This window comes from Pseudomonas sp. 18058 (genome assembly GCF_902706155.1).
In the GTDB taxonomy this organism is placed as follows: Bacteria; Pseudomonadota; Gammaproteobacteria; order Pseudomonadales; family Pseudomonadaceae; genus Aquipseudomonas; species Aquipseudomonas rustica.
Genome location: NZ_CACSJY010000053.1, coordinates 1 through 17,433 on the forward strand (window position 1 = coordinate 1; position 17,433 = coordinate 17,433).

19 protein-coding genes are annotated in these 17,433 nt (G+C 59.5%); 13 read left to right on the forward strand and 6 right to left on the reverse strand.

The genetic code is table 11. The annotated features are described in order from the left end of the window. The first annotated feature begins 248 nt into the window (after positions 1 to 248). Genes GVL50_RS22840 through GVL50_RS22875 form a run of 8 tightly spaced genes read left to right on the forward strand, consistent with a single transcriptional unit; the run spans position 249 to position 6,509 of the window. Entirely contained in the window at positions 249 to 1,448 is a 1,200-nt protein-coding gene (locus GVL50_RS22840; protein WP_159815143.1) for a PepSY domain-containing protein, read from the forward strand. Further along, entirely contained in the window at positions 1,445 to 1,987 is a 543-nt protein-coding gene (locus tag GVL50_RS22845) for a hypothetical protein (RefSeq protein WP_053122195.1), read from the forward strand. Before GVL50_RS22840 ends, GVL50_RS22845 begins: the two co-directional genes overlap by 4 nt. Continuing rightward, a complete protein-coding gene (locus GVL50_RS22850; protein ID WP_053122197.1) occupies positions 1,984 to 2,325 on the forward strand; it encodes a hypothetical protein in 342 nt (113 codons plus the stop codon). The genes GVL50_RS22845 and GVL50_RS22850 overlap by 4 nt, the downstream gene beginning before the upstream one ends. Next, a complete protein-coding gene (locus GVL50_RS22855) occupies positions 2,322 to 2,897 on the forward strand; it encodes a DUF6162 family protein (RefSeq protein ID WP_159815144.1) in 576 nt (191 codons plus the stop codon). The genes GVL50_RS22850 and GVL50_RS22855 overlap by 4 nt, the downstream gene beginning before the upstream one ends. A gap of 35 nt (positions 2,898 to 2,932) precedes the next feature. Next, on the forward strand, positions 2,933 to 3,862 hold the full coding sequence (locus tag GVL50_RS22860; RefSeq protein ID WP_159815145.1) for a metal ABC transporter substrate-binding protein: 930 nt from the start codon (positions 2,933 to 2,935) through the stop codon (positions 3,860 to 3,862). After that, on the forward strand, positions 3,859 to 4,704 hold the full coding sequence (locus GVL50_RS22865; protein WP_159815146.1) for a metal ABC transporter ATP-binding protein: 846 nt from the start codon (positions 3,859 to 3,861) through the stop codon (positions 4,702 to 4,704). Before GVL50_RS22860 ends, GVL50_RS22865 begins: the two co-directional genes overlap by 4 nt. Continuing rightward, a complete protein-coding gene (locus tag GVL50_RS22870; protein ID WP_159815147.1) occupies positions 4,704 to 5,603 on the forward strand; it encodes a metal ABC transporter permease in 900 nt (299 codons plus the stop codon). Before GVL50_RS22865 ends, GVL50_RS22870 begins: the two co-directional genes overlap by 1 nt. After that, positions 5,604 to 6,509, forward strand: a complete 906-nt coding sequence (locus tag GVL50_RS22875) for a metal ABC transporter solute-binding protein, Zn/Mn family (RefSeq protein ID WP_159815148.1) — start codon at positions 5,604 to 5,606, stop codon at positions 6,507 to 6,509. Between the two features lie 174 nt (positions 6,510 to 6,683). Here the strand turns inward: GVL50_RS22875 and GVL50_RS22880 are convergent, their stop codons facing one another. The 5 genes from GVL50_RS22880 to GVL50_RS22900 all read right to left on the reverse strand — a co-directional run bounded on the left by GVL50_RS22880 (position 6,684) and on the right by GVL50_RS22900 (position 11,228). Continuing rightward, complete coding sequence (locus GVL50_RS22880; protein WP_053122206.1) at positions 6,684 to 6,908, reverse strand: MbtH family protein; 225 nt, start codon at positions 6,906 to 6,908, stop codon at positions 6,684 to 6,686. Between the two features lie 83 nt (positions 6,909 to 6,991). Further along, positions 6,992 to 8,404, reverse strand: a complete 1,413-nt coding sequence (locus tag GVL50_RS22885; RefSeq protein WP_159815149.1) for an aspartate aminotransferase family protein — start codon at positions 8,402 to 8,404, stop codon at positions 6,992 to 6,994. Between the two features lie 142 nt (positions 8,405 to 8,546). Next, a complete protein-coding gene (locus GVL50_RS22890; protein ID WP_159815150.1) occupies positions 8,547 to 9,032 on the reverse strand; it encodes a GNAT family N-acetyltransferase in 486 nt (161 codons plus the stop codon). A 193-nt stretch (positions 9,033 to 9,225) separates the two neighbouring features. Continuing rightward, entirely contained in the window at positions 9,226 to 10,548 is a 1,323-nt protein-coding gene (locus GVL50_RS22895; RefSeq protein WP_159815151.1) for an ATP-binding protein, read from the reverse strand. Continuing rightward, positions 10,548 to 11,228: a response regulator gene (locus GVL50_RS22900; protein ID WP_053122214.1), complete on the reverse strand. Its 681-nt coding sequence runs from the start codon at positions 11,226 to 11,228 to the stop codon at positions 10,548 to 10,550. The genes GVL50_RS22895 and GVL50_RS22900 overlap by 1 nt, the downstream gene beginning before the upstream one ends. Positions 11,229 to 11,501: 273 nt before the next feature. Between GVL50_RS22900 and GVL50_RS22905 the strand changes: the two genes are divergently transcribed. The 5 genes from GVL50_RS22905 to dsbG all read left to right on the forward strand — a co-directional run bounded on the left by GVL50_RS22905 (position 11,502) and on the right by dsbG (position 16,507). Next, a complete protein-coding gene (locus tag GVL50_RS22905) occupies positions 11,502 to 12,206 on the forward strand; it encodes a hypothetical protein (protein WP_159815152.1) in 705 nt (234 codons plus the stop codon). 134 nt (positions 12,207 to 12,340) lie between these two features. After that, positions 12,341 to 13,018, forward strand: a complete 678-nt coding sequence (locus GVL50_RS22910) for a hypothetical protein (protein ID WP_159815153.1) — start codon at positions 12,341 to 12,343, stop codon at positions 13,016 to 13,018. A 128-nt stretch (positions 13,019 to 13,146) separates the two neighbouring features. Next, a complete protein-coding gene (gene dsbD, locus GVL50_RS22915; RefSeq protein WP_159815154.1) occupies positions 13,147 to 14,880 on the forward strand; it encodes a protein-disulfide reductase DsbD in 1,734 nt (577 codons plus the stop codon). After that, positions 14,880 to 15,761: a TlpA disulfide reductase family protein gene (locus GVL50_RS22920; RefSeq protein ID WP_159815155.1), complete on the forward strand. Its 882-nt coding sequence runs from the start codon at positions 14,880 to 14,882 to the stop codon at positions 15,759 to 15,761. Before dsbD ends, GVL50_RS22920 begins: the two co-directional genes overlap by 1 nt. Continuing rightward, positions 15,737 to 16,507 carry a thiol:disulfide interchange protein DsbG gene (gene dsbG / locus GVL50_RS22925; RefSeq protein ID WP_053122222.1) on the forward strand — a complete coding sequence of 257 codons (771 nt, stop codon included), beginning with the start codon at positions 15,737 to 15,739 and terminating at the stop codon, positions 16,505 to 16,507. Before GVL50_RS22920 ends, dsbG begins: the two co-directional genes overlap by 25 nt. Positions 16,508 to 16,589: 82 nt before the next feature. Here dsbG and GVL50_RS22930 read toward each other — a convergent pair whose 3' ends face one another. Then, positions 16,590 to 17,402 carry an alpha/beta fold hydrolase gene (locus tag GVL50_RS22930; protein WP_159815156.1) on the reverse strand — a complete coding sequence of 271 codons (813 nt, stop codon included), beginning with the start codon at positions 17,400 to 17,402 and terminating at the stop codon, positions 16,590 to 16,592. Positions 17,403 to 17,433 lie beyond the last annotated feature (31 nt).

The window sequence follows — 17,433 nt, forward strand, 5'->3', positions numbered from 1 at the left end:
GTGCCAGCCAACATCCACGCAACAGACACACCGCCTTCGCGAGCAAGCCCGCTCCCACAGGTTTTCCGCGTAGAGGCGGATTGCGAAACATTTGCTTTCATATCGCCTTTCGGGATTTGCGTCGCTCATTCGTCTTATAGAGATGCAGGCCGTTCGCGTAGGCAAAAGCCACGACCGGTCGTTCGGGGACTGCTGTGCTGCGAAGCCCGTGGTGCCGCGCCCTTCCATCGAAATCAAGACGCGCAATCATGTCGAAGAAATCCCGCTCCAAACTGTGGTTCCTCGTTCATAGCTGGCTGGCGTTACCGATCTGGTTCTTTGTGCTGATCGTCTGTGTCACCGGCACGCTGGCGGTGGTCAGCCAGGAAATCGTCTGGCTGGCCAACCCGCAAATGCGCGCCAGCCAACCGACCGACGACTCACCGCTGCTCAGCTACGACCAGGTACTCGCGGCGATCAAAAAAGCCGAACCACGCACCGTGGTCGAGAGCATCAGCCGCCCGGATGAGTCGCATTTTGCCCTGGACGTGCAGGTCAGCTACCCGGACGGCCGCGAGCAGACCGTTTACGTCAACCCGTATACCGGGGTGATTCAGGGAGTCGCGCCCGACTTCAACTTCCAGGCCTTTACCCGCGCCCTGCATGGCTGGTGGCTGGTGCCGTTCACCAACGGTTTCAGTTGGGGCTGGTACCTGGTGTCGTTCCTCGGTCTGCCGTTGCTGGCCTCGCTGGTCACCGGGCTGGTGGTTTATAAACGCTTCTGGAAAGGATTCTTTAGTCCGACCCTGCGCTTTCGCCACGGCGCGCGAATTTTCTGGGGCGATTTCCACCGCCTCAGCGGCATCTGGTCGATCTGGTTTATCGCCGTGATCTCGATCACCGGCACCTGGTTTCTGATTCAGGCGCTGCTGTTCGACAACCACATTTCCATCTCCAGCGAACCGATCATTCCGGCGATGTCCCGTGAAGCGGTGCCGATCTCGGCCGACGGCAGCCCGCCGCCGCGCATCAGTCTGGATCGCGCCATTGAAATCGCCCAAGAGAAAATCCCCGGCCTCGAAGTCAGCTTTGTCAGCCTGCCGGCCAACGCCTATACCCACCTCAACGTCGGCGGTCGCGGCTGGTATCCGTTGATGTTCCAGACCGCGACGCTCGATCCTTACAGCGGTGAGTTGGCCACTTCACGTTTGTTGAGCGACCGCACTTCGCTGGAATTCGTCACCGAATCCATGCGCCCGCTGCACACCGGCGACTTTGGCGGGTTGTGGATCAAGTTGATCTGGTTCTTCTTCGGCCTGCTGCTGAGCATGATGGTGCTCAGCGGTTTGTTGATCTGGACCAAACGCACCGCGCTGGCCACGGCCAATGCACTCAAGCGTGAATCGAAGAAAAACCGCGTGCAGGCGCAACCGGCGATGCGCCGGGAAACGTCGGAGGTCAACCCATGAGCAAGTCCGCAGCTTTGCCGCAACCGTCGCGCTTGAGCGTGTTCTGGCACAAATGGCGTTTCCACATCAACGTGCTGTTGCTGCTGATCCCGCTGGGTTTCATGCCGAAATACTTCGCCGATGTCGCGCTGTTTCGCGGCGATGCCGGCCTCGGTGAACGCGAAGTCGGCGAAATCGCAGTCGGCCCGTGGAGCCTGCGCCTCGCCGAATTGCGCAACGAGGCGCCACGTCTGGAAGGCCCGGCCGGCTACATGAAAGGCTTCAACGCCGCGCTTTGTGATGCCTGCATCGACAAGGTCAAAGCCACTTATCTGCGCATCGGCAAACCGCGCAGCCTGCGCGCCGCCGGGGTGATTTTCTTCGGCGCGCCGTATCGCATGGGCGCGCAGTTGCCGGTGCCGGAGAAAACCAAAGCCGACGCTGAACTGTGGATCACCATGGAAGGCTGGGACGGCAGCATGCATCAGGCCTCGATTCCCCTGAGCCAGGCCTCCCCCGCCACCATCGCCTGGCTGACTCAACAAGGAGCCAAACCATGACCCGCTCGCAACGCCCTTCCCGCCTGCGGCTGAGCGCCGCGTTGCTGGTGCTCTGCGCCGGTTTCACTGGCAGCGCTCTGGCGCATAACCCGATGTGCGAATGCAAAGCCATCGACGCCGACCAGATCAAATGCACCGGCGGTTTTTCCGACGGCAGCGGCGCCCCCGGCGTGACCCTCGACGTGATCGGTTACGACGAAACCATTCTGGTACCGGGCAAGCTTGGCAGCGATTCGACGCTGACCTTCAAAAAACCCGGCGCCGAATTCTACGTGCTGTTCGACGCGGGCCCCGGCCACGTCGTCGAAATCGACCAAGCGGATATTGAGGCCCCATGAGTACGCCCACCACGCAAGTCGTCCGCCCGGCCGGTGCCGGCCATGAAACCCTCAATGTGTTGCTGTTGTGTCTACTGATTCTGGCGGTTGCCGGTTCGGTGGTGGCGTGGCGCGGGGTGTCGCATGAGCCGGAGCCGGTCGCCAGCCATCAGTTCGATGCGCGCCGCGATCTCAGTGCTTCCGAGCAGGGCATCTATGCCGATCTGCGAGTGACCCTCGACGAAATCCGTCTGCTGCGCGAAGAACAGCAAACCTTGCCGACCCCGCAAAATCTGGCTGACGAAGGTTTTGCGCCGTTTGCTCAGGATGCGAGTTCGGTCAGTCGCGGCGGTCATGCCTGGCAACTGCTGGCCGACACTGCCTATTTCGGCCACAGCCAGGCACCCGCCGTCGCCGGTTCGTTCGTGATGCTGTTGAGCGCCGATCACAGCGCTGCACCGGACATCTGGCTCAACCGCGATGCCGATCTCAAAGTGCCGACCGAACTGACCGACGCCGCCCTGTCCACGTCAGGCTGGAAACAGATCGTCGCGCAATACGATGCCGGGGTTACCCGCGAACATCGCCATTGATTCCTCGCCCTCACCCGAGAGAAGACCGTTTGCCCATGTCTATTTCATCGTCCCGCCGTCCGTTGTTGCGTCTGTTTTTAGCCGGTCTCTGTGCCTGCCTGCTGAGCCCGTTGGCCAGCGCCGATCCCGCCAAACGCCTGCGCATCGGCATCACCCTGCACCCGTATTACAGCTATGTGGCGAACATCGTCGGCGACAAGGCCGAAGTGGTGCCGCTGATTCCGGCCGGTTTCAACCCGCACGCCTATGAGCCGCGCGCCGAAGACATCAAGCGCATCAGCGGGCTGGACGTGATCGTGCTCAACGGTGTCGGCCATGATGATTTTGCCGACCGCATGATCGCCGCCAGCGAAACGCCGAACGTCAAAACCATCGAAGCCAACGAAAACGTGCCGCTCTTGGCCGCCACCGGGGTCGCCGCGCGCGGGGCCGGCAAAGTGGTCAACCCGCACACGTTTTTGTCGATCAGCGCCTCGATCGCCCAGGTCAACAACATTGCCCGCGAGCTGGGCAAGCTCGACCCGGACAACGCCAAAACCTACACGCAGAACGCCCGCGCCTACGGCAAACGCCTGCGGCAGATGCGCGCCGATGCGTTGGCCAAGCTGACCGAGGCGCCGAACGCCGAGTTGCGCGTGGCCACTGTGCACGCGGCTTACGACTACCTGCTGCGTGAATTCGGTCTGGAAGTGACGGCAGTGGTTGAGCCGGCGCACGGCATCGAGCCGAGCCCGAGCCAGTTGAAGAAGACCATCGATCAACTGCGCGAACTGGACGTGAAAGTGATCTTCTCGGAGATGGATTTCCCGTCGAGTTACGTCGATACCATTCAGCGTGAATCCGGGGTGAAGCTGTACCCGCTGTCGCACATCTCCTACGGCGAATACACCGCCGACAAGTACGAAAAGGAAATGACCGGCAACCTCAACACCGTGGTGCGGGCGATTCAGGAGTCGGGGGCATGACTTCAAAAGAAACCCTCCTGAACAAACCCGGTCCCCCTGTGGGAGCGGGCTTGCTCGCGAATGCGTCCGTTCAGTCAATATCTTCATCGGATGACACACCGCTTTCGCGAGCAAGCTCGCTCCCACAGGTCTGCGGGCCGACTCTGGATTTTGCAGGGATCTGTCTGACGCTGGGGCGGACGACGATTCTCGACAAGGTCAGTTTTCAGGTATTGCCCGGCAACGTACACGCATTGGTCGGACCCAACGGTGGCGGCAAGAGTTCGTTGATCAAAACCCTGCTCGGGCAGATGCCGCATCAAGGCCAGCTCAGCCTGCAATGGCCCGGCGAGCCCGGCACCATCGGTTATGTGCCGCAAGCGCTGGAATTCGATCGCGGTTTGCCGATGACCGTCGACGATTTCATGGCCGCGATGTGCCAGCGTCGCCCGGCGTTTCTCGGTTTGAGCAAACACTACGCCGGCGCCATCGGCGATGCGCTGGAACGCGTCGGCATGCAGGACAAACGCAAGCGGCGCATGGGCGCGCTGTCCGGCGGTGAGCGGCAGCGGGTTTTGCTCGCACAGGGTTTGATTCCGGCGCCGCAATTGCTGGTGCTCGATGAGCCGATGTCGGCTCTCGACGAAGCCGGGATTCAGGTGTTCGAACGCCTGCTCGGCGATTGGCGCGCGGCCGGCATCACGGTGTTGTGGATCGAGCATGATCTGGAAGCCGTCGGCCGTCTGGCCGATCGCGTCACCGGCCTCAATCGTCGCGTGCTGTTCGACGCCACACCTCGCGAGGCGTTGACCCCGGAGCGTCTGCTGACACTGTTTTCGACCCATCCACGGAGCGCGAGCTGATGAGTTACGAAGCCTTTCGTTTGATGGTTCAAGGCTGGGCCTCGTCCGGTTATCTGCCGGAAGCGCTGGCCTACGGTTTTGTCGTCAATGCGCTGCTCGCCGGCCTGTTGATCGGCCCGGTACTCGGTGGCCTCGGCACGCTGGTGGTGGTCAAGCGCTTCGCGTTTTTCTCCGAAGCAGTCGGTCACGCCGCGCTGACCGGCGTGGCCATTGGCATTCTGCTTGGCGAACCCTACACCGGGCCGTACGGCAGTCTGTTCGGCTACTGCCTGTTGTTCGGCATCCTGCTCAATTACCTGCGCAACCGCACCGGTCTGGCGCCGGATACCTTGATCGGCGTGTTCCTCTCGGTGTCGCTGGCCTTGGGTGCGAGCCTGCTGCTGATTCTCGCCGGCAAGATCAACGTGCACATTCTGGAGAACGTGCTGTTCGGTTCGGTGTTGACCGTCAACGGCAATGACCTGGCGGTGCTGGCCATCGTCGGCTCGCTGGTCATGGCGCTGGCGCTCCCGTTGTACAACCGCATCATGCTCGCCAGTTTCAACCCGCAACTGGCGGCGGTGCGCGGCGTCGCGGTGAAGACCCTGGATTATCTGTTCGTGATTCTGGTGACCTTGATCACTGTAGCGGCGGTAAAAGTCATCGGTGCGATTCTGGTCGGTGCGCTGTTGGTGATTCCGGCCGCTGCGGCACGCTTGCTCAGCCAGTCGCTCAAGGGCTTTTTCTGGTGTTCAGTGTCGATCGCTACTGTGAGCACCTTGTGCGGGATTCTCGCGCCAATCGTTTTCGATCTGCCGATTCCGTCCGGCGCCGCGATCATTCTGGTTGCCGGCATCGCCTTCGCCCTCGCCGCCATCGCGCGCGGCGTCGTCCCGAGTCTGAAAGGGAATCTTGGATAAATGACTTTTTCAATGCGCAAACTGACCTTGGCCATGGCCCTGTGTGGCGCGGTCAGCACTCCGTTGTTCGCCGCCGAAAGCACCAAGCCGCTGCACGTGCTGGCCTCGTTGCCGATCACTTACGGCTTGGGCGAAGTGTTGCTCAAAGGCACTGATGTCAAGCTCGAACGCGCGGCGCCGGCGAATCTGCCGGGCAGTCGCCAGACCGCTTATTTCACCGGACGCGGCGCGCCGGCGCTGAGCAAACAGGCGACCGACGCCGACGCGGTGATCGGCGTGCGCTCGCTGTGGGCCGATGATCCGCTGTACCCGATTTCTCGGCGCAGCAATATCCGTATCATTGAAGTCGACGCCGCGCGCCCGGTGGACGGCGCCCTGCCCGGCATCGCTGTGCAGCCGGATCTGAAGGTGGACGGTTTGAACAGTCAGCCGTGGCTGGCGAGCAATAACATGGGGCGCATGGCCGACGTGATGGCGGCGGATCTGGTGCGTTTGGCACCGAGCGCAAAGCCTGCAATCGAGGCGAATCTGGCGGCGTTGAAACAGCGTTTGCTCAAACTCAGTGCCGACAGCGAGGCGAAGTTGGCCAGCGCGGATAACCTGAGTGTGATGAGTTTGAGTGATCACTTTGGCTATTTGATTGGCAGCCTCAATCTGGAGTTGGTCGGCCAGGATCCACGGCCGGATGCGGAATGGACGGCTGAGGATCTGCAGAAACTGACGGCGACACTCAAGGACAATGACGTCGCGGTGGTGCTGCATCATCGCCAGCCTTCGGAGGCGGTGAAAGCGGCGGTGGCGGCCTCGGGGAGTCGGTTGGTGGTGTTGAGTACCGATGCGGCGGATCCGGTGGCGGAGCTGGAGGGGAATGTGGATTTGGTGCTTAAAGGGTTGAGTGAGATGTAACTCAGTAAATTCGAGTCATCGTTCATCGCGAGCAGGCTCACTCCTACATTTGGAATGCGTTCCCCCTGTAGGAGTGAGCCTGCTCGCGATGAGGCCCTGCCAGACAACACAAATTCAAGACATGAAAAAACCCGCTAACCGTCACCGGTTAGCGGGTTTGTTTTTGCCGGGCGCTTACTGCGCCGCGACCTGCGCTTCCATCTTCTGACGCAAGCTCAGCGGACGCATGTCGGTCCAGACTTCTTCGATGTAGGCCAGGCATTCCTTTTTCAGGCCGCTCTTGCCCACGGTGCGCCAGCCTTCCGGCACGGCCTTGTAGTCCGGCCAGATCGAGTACTGCTCTTCGTGGTTGACCACGACCTGAAAGAGGATGTCCTCGCGGTCGAATACTGACGTCATGCTGGTTCTCCATCGTTGTAAGGGTGGGCTGCACATCGAATGCAGCCGGGTATAAAGAAAGAACGTTCGGCGCGGCGAAAAATTTACACAGCGGCGGTGGCAGCGGCCAACGCGCGGCCGAAGATCTCGGCGACACGGTCGATCTCCGCCGCAGTAATCACCAGCGGCGGCAGGAAACGCACCACCGCGCCATGCCGACCGCCCAGTTCCAGAATCAAACCGCGCTTGAGGCATTCACGCTGCACCAGCGGTGCCAATCGCGCGAAGGCCGGCGGATGACCGAGCGCATCCGCCGCACCGTTCGGGTCGACCAGTTCAACCCCGAGCATCAGACCGCGACCGCGAATATCGCCGAGTTGCGGGAAGTCGCGCTGCAGAATGCGCAGATGCTCGCTCAAGCGTTCGCCCATGGCGGCGGCATGTTCGCAAACCTTGTGTTCGACCAGATAACGCATCACCGCCGACCCGGCAGCCATCGCCATCTGGTTGCCACGGAAGGTGCCGGCGTGCGCGCCCGGCTGCCAGGTGTCGAGCCAGTCGCGATAGACCACCACCGCCAGCGGCAGGCTGCCGCCGATGGCTTTGGACAGCACCACCACGTCTGGCACGATGCCCGCGTGTTCGAAGGCAAACATCTTGCCGGTGCGGGCGAATCCGCTTTGAATCTCGTCGACGATCAATGCGACGCCGGCCTTCTCGGTGATTCGGCGTAAACCGCGCAACCACTCGATGTCGGCCGGAATCACCCCGCCCTCGCCCTGCACTGCTTCGACGATCACCGCTGCGGGCAGTTGCACGCCGCCTTCGGGGTCGTTGAGCAGGTTGTCCAGATAGCTCAGATTGGCTTTTACACCGGCGACGCCACCGAGGCCGAACGGGCAACGGTAGTCGTACGGAAACGGCATGAACTGCACGCCGTTGCTGAGTAACGCGCCCAACGGTTTCTTTGGCCCCAGACTGCCCATCAGGCTCAACGCGCCTTGGCTCATGCCGTGATAACCGCCGGAAAACGACAGCACGGTGCTGCGTCCGGTGGCCGTGCGCACCAGTTTCAATGCCGCTTCCACGGCATCAGTACCGGTGGGACCGCAGAACTGGATTTTCGCTTCTGCTGCCAAAGCCGCTGGCAGCAAAGCAAACAGATCCTGAACAAATTGATCCTTGACCGGCGTGGTCAGGTCCAGCGTGTGCAGCGGTAGCTCATCAGCCAGCACTTGCTGGATCGCTTCGATCACCACCGGGTGGTTATGCCCCAACGCCAGCGTGCCGGCACCGGCCAGGCAATCGATGAACGTGCGCCCTTCAACGTCTTCGACGTACAGACCTTTGGCGCGCTTGAGCGCCAGCGGAATGCGCCGCGGATAGCTGCGGGCATTCGACTCCTGTTGTGCCTGACGCGCGAGCAGCGGTGATTCGTTGAACTGGTACAGCGTTTCCGTCGGCACCGAGGTGACCCGGGCCGACGACTCTTCAATAAGGCTGGTGGCGACTGACATCTCTCGACCCTCAATACGCTATGGATAGTGACCAAAACAGCACACCGGGCAGGTGCGCGTTCCGGTCGCGGGGCGCACTTGCAGGTTTTCCTGTTCTGGAAACGCTTCAGCGTGTCGAGGATTTAGACCCTTGATCGAGTTGTCAGCTGGAGTCTGCCAACGGCTTGCTCATGGGCTGTGTCTGCAGGCCTTTGTCGTTAAGGGCTGGCGCCGATTCGCGGTAGCCCAGATGGTGATAAAACGGCTCACCGGTGCGGGTGCTGTTGAGTTGAATGTGGATCGCGCCGCGAATGCGTAGCCAGCCTTCGAGATCGGTCATCAGCGCCCTGCCTGCACCGCGTCGAAAGCACTCCGGTTGCACGTAACAGAAGGTGACATCGCCGTTCGCTGTGGCCATGCCGACGCCGATCGGTTTGTCGTCGAGCAGGGCGATGTTGAGGTAGAGCTGCGGGTTGGCGAGCCAGGCGCTGATGTCTTCGGCTGACTGCCGGGAAATCCATTCGCTGACCCGTCGGGGATCGTTGCGATGATCAAGGGCACAGCCGATGCGGATAGAACGTTCGATGATGCGGCTGATGATGCCGGCGTCAGCCAGAGTGGCGGGACGAATACAGATGGATGCTTCCATGGCGCAGTTTCCTCAATCCATTGAGATAAAGCTGGGGCTGACCTTAACCCTCACACCAACGGATAGCGACCGCCAAGAAGTTACATTTAATGAGTAACCCCTGTAGGAGCTGCCGAAGGCTGCGATCTGTTGATCTTGAAGAGCAAAATCAACAGATCGCAGCCTTCGGCAGCTCCTACAGGAGGGAGTGGTATCAGAGAGGTTGCAGCGGCATGCTCAGTTCGACGCGCAACCCATCCGCGCGGCTGTCGAAATGCAGGGCGCAATCACAACGCTGGACGATCGCTTGAACAATAGCCAGACCGAGGCCGCAACCGGTGCTCTGACCATTGCGCCAGAAGCGTTGAGTCAGATGCTGCAAATCGTCCGGCGCAATACCCGGCCCATGGTCGCGTACGACAAAATTCACGCGATTGCCGGTGGTCTCCATGCTCACCTCCACCGCGCAATCTTCCGGCGTATGCCGCAGCGCGTTGTCGAGCAAATTGCGCAACGCGGCAATCGCCAAGACTGCCGGCATCTGCAGCGGCGCCTCGGACGGTTGTGCAGGCAGTTGCAGTTTGATCCGCAGCCGTTCACCGCCAGTGGCATCTTGAATAGCCAGTCGGGCGACTTGCTCGGCACTGCATTGCGAGCCGTCGTCGAACGACAAACTGCCCTCAACCCGCGCCAGCAACAACAATTGCTCTAGGGTTCGATGCAATCGGTCAGCGCCCTCCTCGGCCCGCGCCAGTGACTGATCGCGAGCGCTGCCCTCGGTCATGCGCGCGACTTGCAGGTGAGTCTTGATTGCCGTCAGCGGACTGCGCAGCTCATGGGCCGCATCACCGGTCAGACGGCGTTCGCGCTCGATGGTTTTACCAATGCGCTGGAACAACTGATTCTGCGTATCCAGCAGCGGTTTCAATTCGCTGGGAAATGACTGCAACTGCAACGGTTCCAGCGAGTCGGCATTACGCCGCATCAACGCTTCGCGCAGTCGATTGAGCGGTGCCAATCCTTGTCCGATGCCCAGCCACAGCAGACACAAGCAGCCAAGCAACGCCACGCCCACCGGTACCGAAGCGGCGAGCAGAATCGACATGTTCAGCGCCTCGCGCTCAATCTGCCGATCCGCCGTGGTGATGCGCACATCGCCGCGTGCGAGGGTAAAACTGCGCCACGGCGCGCCGTCGATCATCTGATCGTGGAAGCCCATTTTTTCGGCTTCCAGCGCTTGCTCAGGATTGTTGTGGCTGCGGGCAAGAATTTCCCCGCGTAACGAACTGACCTGACACGCCATGCCGCCGGGAATGTTCAGTTGTTCCGCGCTGAAGTGAGTGCCCTCGCCTTTGCTCGGCAGAGCCGGCAACTGCTCCAACAAACCGGCGACCATGCGCGCCGACGCCACCAGGCGCTGGTCGAGGGAAAACATCATCTGGTTGCGCAGGTCGCTGAGCATCCAGGCCGCGGCCAGCGCCCAGATCAGCGCGAACGCGGCGCCGAGGGTCAGGCTCAGACGCAGTCGCAGACTCATCACTTGCCTTGATCTCCGCCATCCGCCGGGCCGAGGCGATAGCCCAGACCGCGCACGGTTTCGACGATGCCTTTGCCGAGTTTGCTGCGCAGGTGGTGAATGTGCACGTTGAGGGCGTTGCTTTCCAGCTCATCGTTGAAGCCGTAGACGCTGTCTTTCAACTGTTCGGTGGAAAGCACCCGGCCGCGATTGTGCAACAGCGCTTGCAGCAGTGATTGCTCGCGTCGCGACAGATCGACCGGCTGCCCGGCGAGCATGGTTTCGCGGCTGCTTGGGTCATAAGTCAGTGCGCCGTGCTCGATCAGATTGACGCTGCGACCGGCGACGCGGCGCAACAGGGTTTGCAGACGCGCGAACAGTTCGCGCAGATCGAAGGGCTTGAGCAGGTAATCGTCGGCGCCGGCCTGCAAGCCATCGACGCGATCAGTGACCGAATCGCGCGCGGTCAGAATCAGCACCGGAATCTCCAGGCCGCTTTGCCGCAATTGTTGCAGCAACTTGAGGCCATCTTCGTCGGGCAGGCCGAGATCGAGCACCATCACGTCAAATTCCGCGACTTTGAGCATCGCCCGCGCCTTCGACGCGGTGTTGACGTGCTCAACGGTCAGACCCTGAGCCGTGAGACCGGCAACGATCCCGCTGGCGATCAACTCGTCGTCTTCGCAAACCAGTACGTGCATGGGAGCTCCGTGAGCAAAAAAGGCGATTCGAACAGACAAAGATTAAGTGGCAATTATGGCAAGTGATTTCGCTGACGAGAAGAGGAGAAGCAACGGTGGCTCGGCGAGTCCTGTTAAACAGCTTCTGTTAAATATCCACCTTATCGAGGCCACACTCAAATATTAGATGATAGAAATAAACAGAACAACATGCCCATCTCACATTTACCCGTTAGTGCATTACTGTCTACACCACAGGAATAATCCTGCTCACAACTTAAACACGGAACAATTATGCCCAAACTAAAGAACTTCGTCGCCGTCGACTGGCGCGCAGGAAAAGACAAAATCTACTTCTTCTTTAAAGACCCCGAGACCTACTCTCGATTCGATATTGATGATAACCGCGTCATTGACGGCCACCCCACTACCGTCGGATACCAAAACTGGCATGACTTCCATATCCACGTTGAAAATTTGCGTTTCGGTTTCACCACCACAGGTTTCAAAGACGCAGAATATATGGCGTTTGACTCCGATATCTTGTGGTTATTCTACTATGACCGCGAGCAACCTATGGTCTGCAAATACGATCAGGATCTCGACAAAGTTAATAGCTTCATGCCCCTCTCCAAATCTCCCTGGTTTAAATTGGAACCCTTCTTCGATCGAATTGTTGCTGGTACTTGGCGAGAACGAGCACACCAGCCCCGGGAATTTGAGCTCTTGCTCAATGATGGTACCTGCCTGCTTCTGAATCTCACGAATGACGTAAACACACTGCGCCTCTTCCCTATCGACGCTCTCTACCCCGCGCTGACCCACTTTAAAGACAGGATCATAACCGCCGTGCAAAACGACCGGTCACTGGCAGAGAGTCATTACTATGTTTTTCTGACGGGAAACCAGTACCTCAGGTTCAACCTTTGGACGCGTGAATTGCTCGCAGGACCGACTGACGTCAATGATGGAAACTGGCCAGGACTATTACGAGATTGAACCGATTCATCAAGGCGCGTGTCGGGCGGGCGAATTTCCGGTGAGGTTAATCATCCGCCAGGCCGTGCCCAAAAAAGTTATACCCGCAACACACCCCCATTACTTTTAATAAAATTTTCAATGTGAGTTTTAACATGAGCAAAAACTTTGTAGCGGTTGACTGGCGCTCCGGCCCCGACCGTATTTACTTCTTTTTCAAAGACTATAACTACTATAAACGCTTCGACCTTGGAGACAATAAAGTCCCCCCCGGCTATCCCGCCATTGTTACTGATCATTGGCATGGTTTCGACAAGGCTGCCGAATATTTGTACTTCGGCTTCACCACCACTGCCCCCAGCTGGGACGGAGGTAACGATACCCTCTGGCTATTCTATGAGGAAGACGATGCACCTTACGTCTGCGAGTTCAACCAGAAAACCGACAAAGCCCGCTCAAAAAAACCTATCGAACAGTCCATATGGGCAGTATTGCAACCTTACTTCTACAACATAGTGGGTGTCATGTGGGCTGAAAGTTCGGCCGGCAAGGAAGTTTATTGGTTTCTAATGAATGACGGCAACTATTTAGTCTATGACCTGTATTCCAAAGCATTCGAAATACGTCCCCTGAAAAACTCTCCTTGGGCGGAATTGGAACAATACAAATACCGTATGATGACTGCAGTAACAAACGACTATCCGACCTTCGATAGATATTTTTACGTATTCCTGGACGACAATCAGTATCTGAAATATGAACAAAGCTCGAAAAAAATAACCGGGCCCCATGCTGTTTCCGACGTCTCTTGGCCCGGGCTGATAAAGGACTGAAGTCTCCTGTAAGCTTCTGTGCGCTGGCGTCGGACTCCCCATCCGTAATCAATGGGGATGGCGGTTAATCATCGGTTAATCGCCACCGCCCATTGTTCACCCCACTTGCACAGGGACAAGGCTCCTCCATGCGTCATTTTTTTCTTTTGTTTGCACTGCTGATTTCGAGTCTGGCCCAGGCCGGGAATAATCCTTTCGAATCAAAACCGGAATTTTTGCCGGTCGACAAGGCGTTCGTCCTCACGTCCGAACGCCTGGAATCCGGTGAAACCCAGTTGTTCTGGCAAATCACCGACGGCTACTACCTGTATCAGAAACGCCTGAAATTCGATGGGCTGACCGCCGAACAACAACCAGCGCTGCCAACAGGTGAATCCCACAGCGATGAGTTTTTCGGTGAGCAACCGGTTTACCGCCAAGGCCTGGAGGTGAAAATCCCGGCCTCGGCCAGCGGCCAGATCAAAGTCAGCTATCAGGGCTGTGCCGATGCCGGCCTGTGCTACCCGCCGCAAACCCGCGTGATTGATCTGGGGGGCAAAGCCGCCGTCGCTGCCAGCACCGAAGCGCCGGATCAAGCCTTGGCCAGCAGCCTGCAACAACGGGCGCTGGGCTGGAGTTTGCTGGTGTTCTTCGGCCTTGGTCTGTTGCTGGCCTTCACCCCTTGCACGTTGCCGATGTTGCCAATTCTGGCGGGTATGGTCGTCGGCAGCGGCGCCACTCCGCGTCGTGGTTTTGCGCTGGCCAGCAGTTATGTTATTTGCATGGCGCTGGTGTATGCCGCGATGGGCGTGATTGCCGCGCTGCTCGGCGCCAACCTGCAAGCGTGGCTGCAGAACCCCTGGTTGCTCGGCACCTTTGCCGCGATCTTCGTGGTGCTAGCGTTGCCGATGTTCGGCTTCTTTGAACTGCAACTGCCAGTGGCGCTGCGTGATCGTCTTGAACACGCCTCACGCAGTCGCAGTGGTGGCAGCCTGATTGGCGCCGGTGTTTTGGGCGCGTTGTCCGGTCTGCTGGTCGGCCCGTGCATGACCGCGCCGCTGGCCGGAGCATTGCTGTATATCGCGCAAAGTGGCAATGCGTTGCACGGCGGTTTGATTCTGTTCTCGCTGGGTATTGGTATTGGCGTACCGCTGTTGCTGCTGGTGACTGTCGGCAATCGCTTCCTGCCAAAACCGGGCGCGTGGATGAACCTGCTTAAAGGCGTGTTCGGTTTCCTCTTTCTTGCTACCGCGTTGCTGATGCTGCGTCCGGTGCTGGATCCGTCGTTGTGGCTGGGCCTGTGCGGTGCACTGCTATTGATCGCTGCTTACAGCGCCTGGAAACAATCCGAAGGCTTTGGCCGGGTTGCGCAGATGTTCGGCGCCGCTGCACTGCTGTTGGGTTTGTGGGGCAGTTTGCTGGTGATCGGCGCGGCGGGTGGCAGTGATGATCCGTACCAACCACTGCAGGTTTACAGTGCCGGTCGCACCGCAAGCGCCGCACCGGATGGCCACGAAGCGTTCACCACCGTCAAGGATCCTGCCGCTTTGCAAAGCGAACTGGATGCTGCGAAAGCCAAGGGCCAGTGGGTGCTGCTCGATTACTACGCCGACTGGTGCGTGTCGTGCAAAGTCATGGAGAAACAGGTGTTCGGCAAAGACAAGGTGATGCAGGCGCTGAGTGATGTGCGTCTGCTGCGGCTCGATGTCACCGCCGACAACGCTGCCAGCCGTGAACTGCTCAGCCGTTACAAAGTGCCGGGGCCACCGAGTTTCGTCTGGATCGGCTCTGACGGCGAAGAACGCCGCAGCCAGCGCATCACCGGCGAAGTCGATGCCGACACCTTCCTGCAACGCTGGGCCACCACCCGGGACGCCAATTAATGCTGACTTTCACCCTCGGCACTTTTGCCATCGCGCTTAACCACCTGCTGCTGATCAGTGCTTTGGCGCTGGCGACGTTTGTCGGCTGGCGGGTGGCCAAGCGCGGCGGTGATAACCCCGAGTCGGCGCTGTTCAGTCTGTTTCTGCTGGGCATGTTGGCCGCGCGCATCGCGTTTGTGCTGATGTACTGGTCGCACTACCGCAATGACCCGTGGCAAATCATCGACCTGCGCGATGGTGGTTTTCTGGCCTGGCCGGGGGTGATCGTTTTGCTGTTGGCAGCGCTGTATCGCGGCTGGCGTCGTCCGGGCTTGCGTCGACCGTTGGGTTTTGGCGTAGCCAGTGGCGTGGTGTTCTGGCTGTTGGCGACGCTGTCGCTGAACATTTACGAACAGGGCACGCGCCTGCCGGACATTGCCCTGCGCAATGCCGCCGGGGAGACGGTCAAACTCAGCGATTATCAGGGTGGCCCGCTGGTGATCAACCTCTGGGCGACCTGGTGCCCGCCGTGCCGACGGGAAATGCCGGTGCTGGAAAACGCTCAGCAACAACGTCCCGACCTGACCTTCCTGTTCGTCAATCAGGCGGAAAGCATGCAAAGCGTTGCGACGTTTCTCGAAACCCAGGGCCTGAGCCTGAACAACGTGTTGTTCGATCGCGGCGGCCGACTCGGTCAAGCCGTGGGCTCCATGGCTTTGCCGACTACGCTGTTCTATAGCCCTGATGGCCGCCTGTTGGGCAGCCATTTGGGGGAATTGTCCAATGCCAGCCTGGCGCGCGCACTGGAAAACTTCGACACCGCGCCTTCAAGTCCCAATCCGGCCGCAGCGACGGTCAACTCTGCAAGGAAACTGCCATGCCTCGCCTCCGCCACCTGCTGACGCTGACTCTGGGCACTGCCCTGTTGCACCTGCCGTCCGTGCAGGCCGCTGAAGAACTGCCGGCCGCGATCAAACAGATCGAAGCCAAAGGCGCGAAAATCGTCGGCCAGTTCGATGCCCCCGACGGTTTGCGCGGCTATGCGGCGCAATACCAGAATCGTGGCATGGCGCTGTACCTGACCGCGGACGGCAAACACGTGATTCTCGGCAATATGTACGACGCCGACGGCAAGGATCTGAGCAGCGAACCGTTGCAGAAACTGGTCTATGCGCCAATGGCCAAGGAAGTCTGGGCCAAGTTCGAGGCGAGCAACTGGATTCAGGACGGCAACAAAGATGCACCGCGTACCGTGTATCTGTTCAGCGACCCGAACTGCCCGTACTGCAACATGTTCTGGGAACAGGCGCGGCCCTGGGTGAAGTCCGGCAAGGTGCAATTGCGTCACATCATGGTCGGGATCATCCGCGAAGACAGCCCGGGCAAATCCGCTGCACTGCTGGCCGCAAAAGACCCGGCCAAAGCCCTGGAAGATCACGAAAAGGCTGGCAAGGGCAGCTCGCTCAAAGCCTTGAAAGATATTCCCGCAGCCGTGCAAACCAAACTGGCGGCGAACATGCAGTTGATGGAAGACCTGGATTTACAGGCCACCCCGGCGATTTTCTACATGGATGCCAAGGGCGAGCTGCAACAGCAACAAGGCGCGCCTTCACCGGACAAATTGGCGCAGATTCTTGGGCCTAAGTAAGCAAGATCAAATGATCGCAGCCTGCGGCAGCTCCTACAGGGGAATGCGTTTCCTGTAGGAGCTGCCGCAGGCTGCGATCTTTTCAATGGCGCTCAGCCAAAAAGGCAAACAACACCTCCGTCACAAACTGCGCATTCTCCAGATTGGAGATATGCCCCGCTTCCGGCACCAGCGCCCACGGGCAACCAATCAACTCGGCCATTTCCTTTGCCTCTGACGGTGGTCGCGGTTTGTCCTGATCGCCGCACAGCACCAGCGTGCTGGCAGCGTCCAATTCGCTCAGACGCGGCAACAGATCATCGCGGCCAAAGGTGATGCGCCCCATCGGCACGATGCTTTCGCGCAGGCGATCTGCGCTGTACGCCGCCAGTTTCGCGCGGAATGCCTGATACAGCGGCGACTGCGGATCGATGCCCGGGCGGAAGAAGATCGGTACGACGATGTCGAGCAGTTGCTCGGAGATTTCGCCGGTGTCTTCGATTTGCTTGAACAGCGAGAAATAATATTGGCGGGTAGGTTCCGGTTCGACGCCGAGGTAGGTGTCCATCAGCACCAGCCCGTTGATCCGCTGCGGTGCCGCCAGCGCGAGACGTGCGCCCCACATACCGCCGACCGACAATCCGACGAGAGTGACCTGATCAATCTGTAGATGATCGAGCAAGGCCTGCGCCTGCCGGGCGATGTCATCGAGGGAGGTGGTGCCTTCCGGTAGCCGGCCTGACTCGCCGTGGCCCCACAAATCAAGGGCGATCACCCGATAGTGTGGCGACAACGCGGCGATCTGCGGCGCCCACATGGCCTGATCCCACAGATAACTGCCGGCGAGCAGTACCGCCGGGCCGGTGCCTTGATCAATGTAATGCAGCGCTTGTCCGTCAACCGTGAAGAAGGGCATCGATTCACCTACGCGGTAAAAAACAGAACCG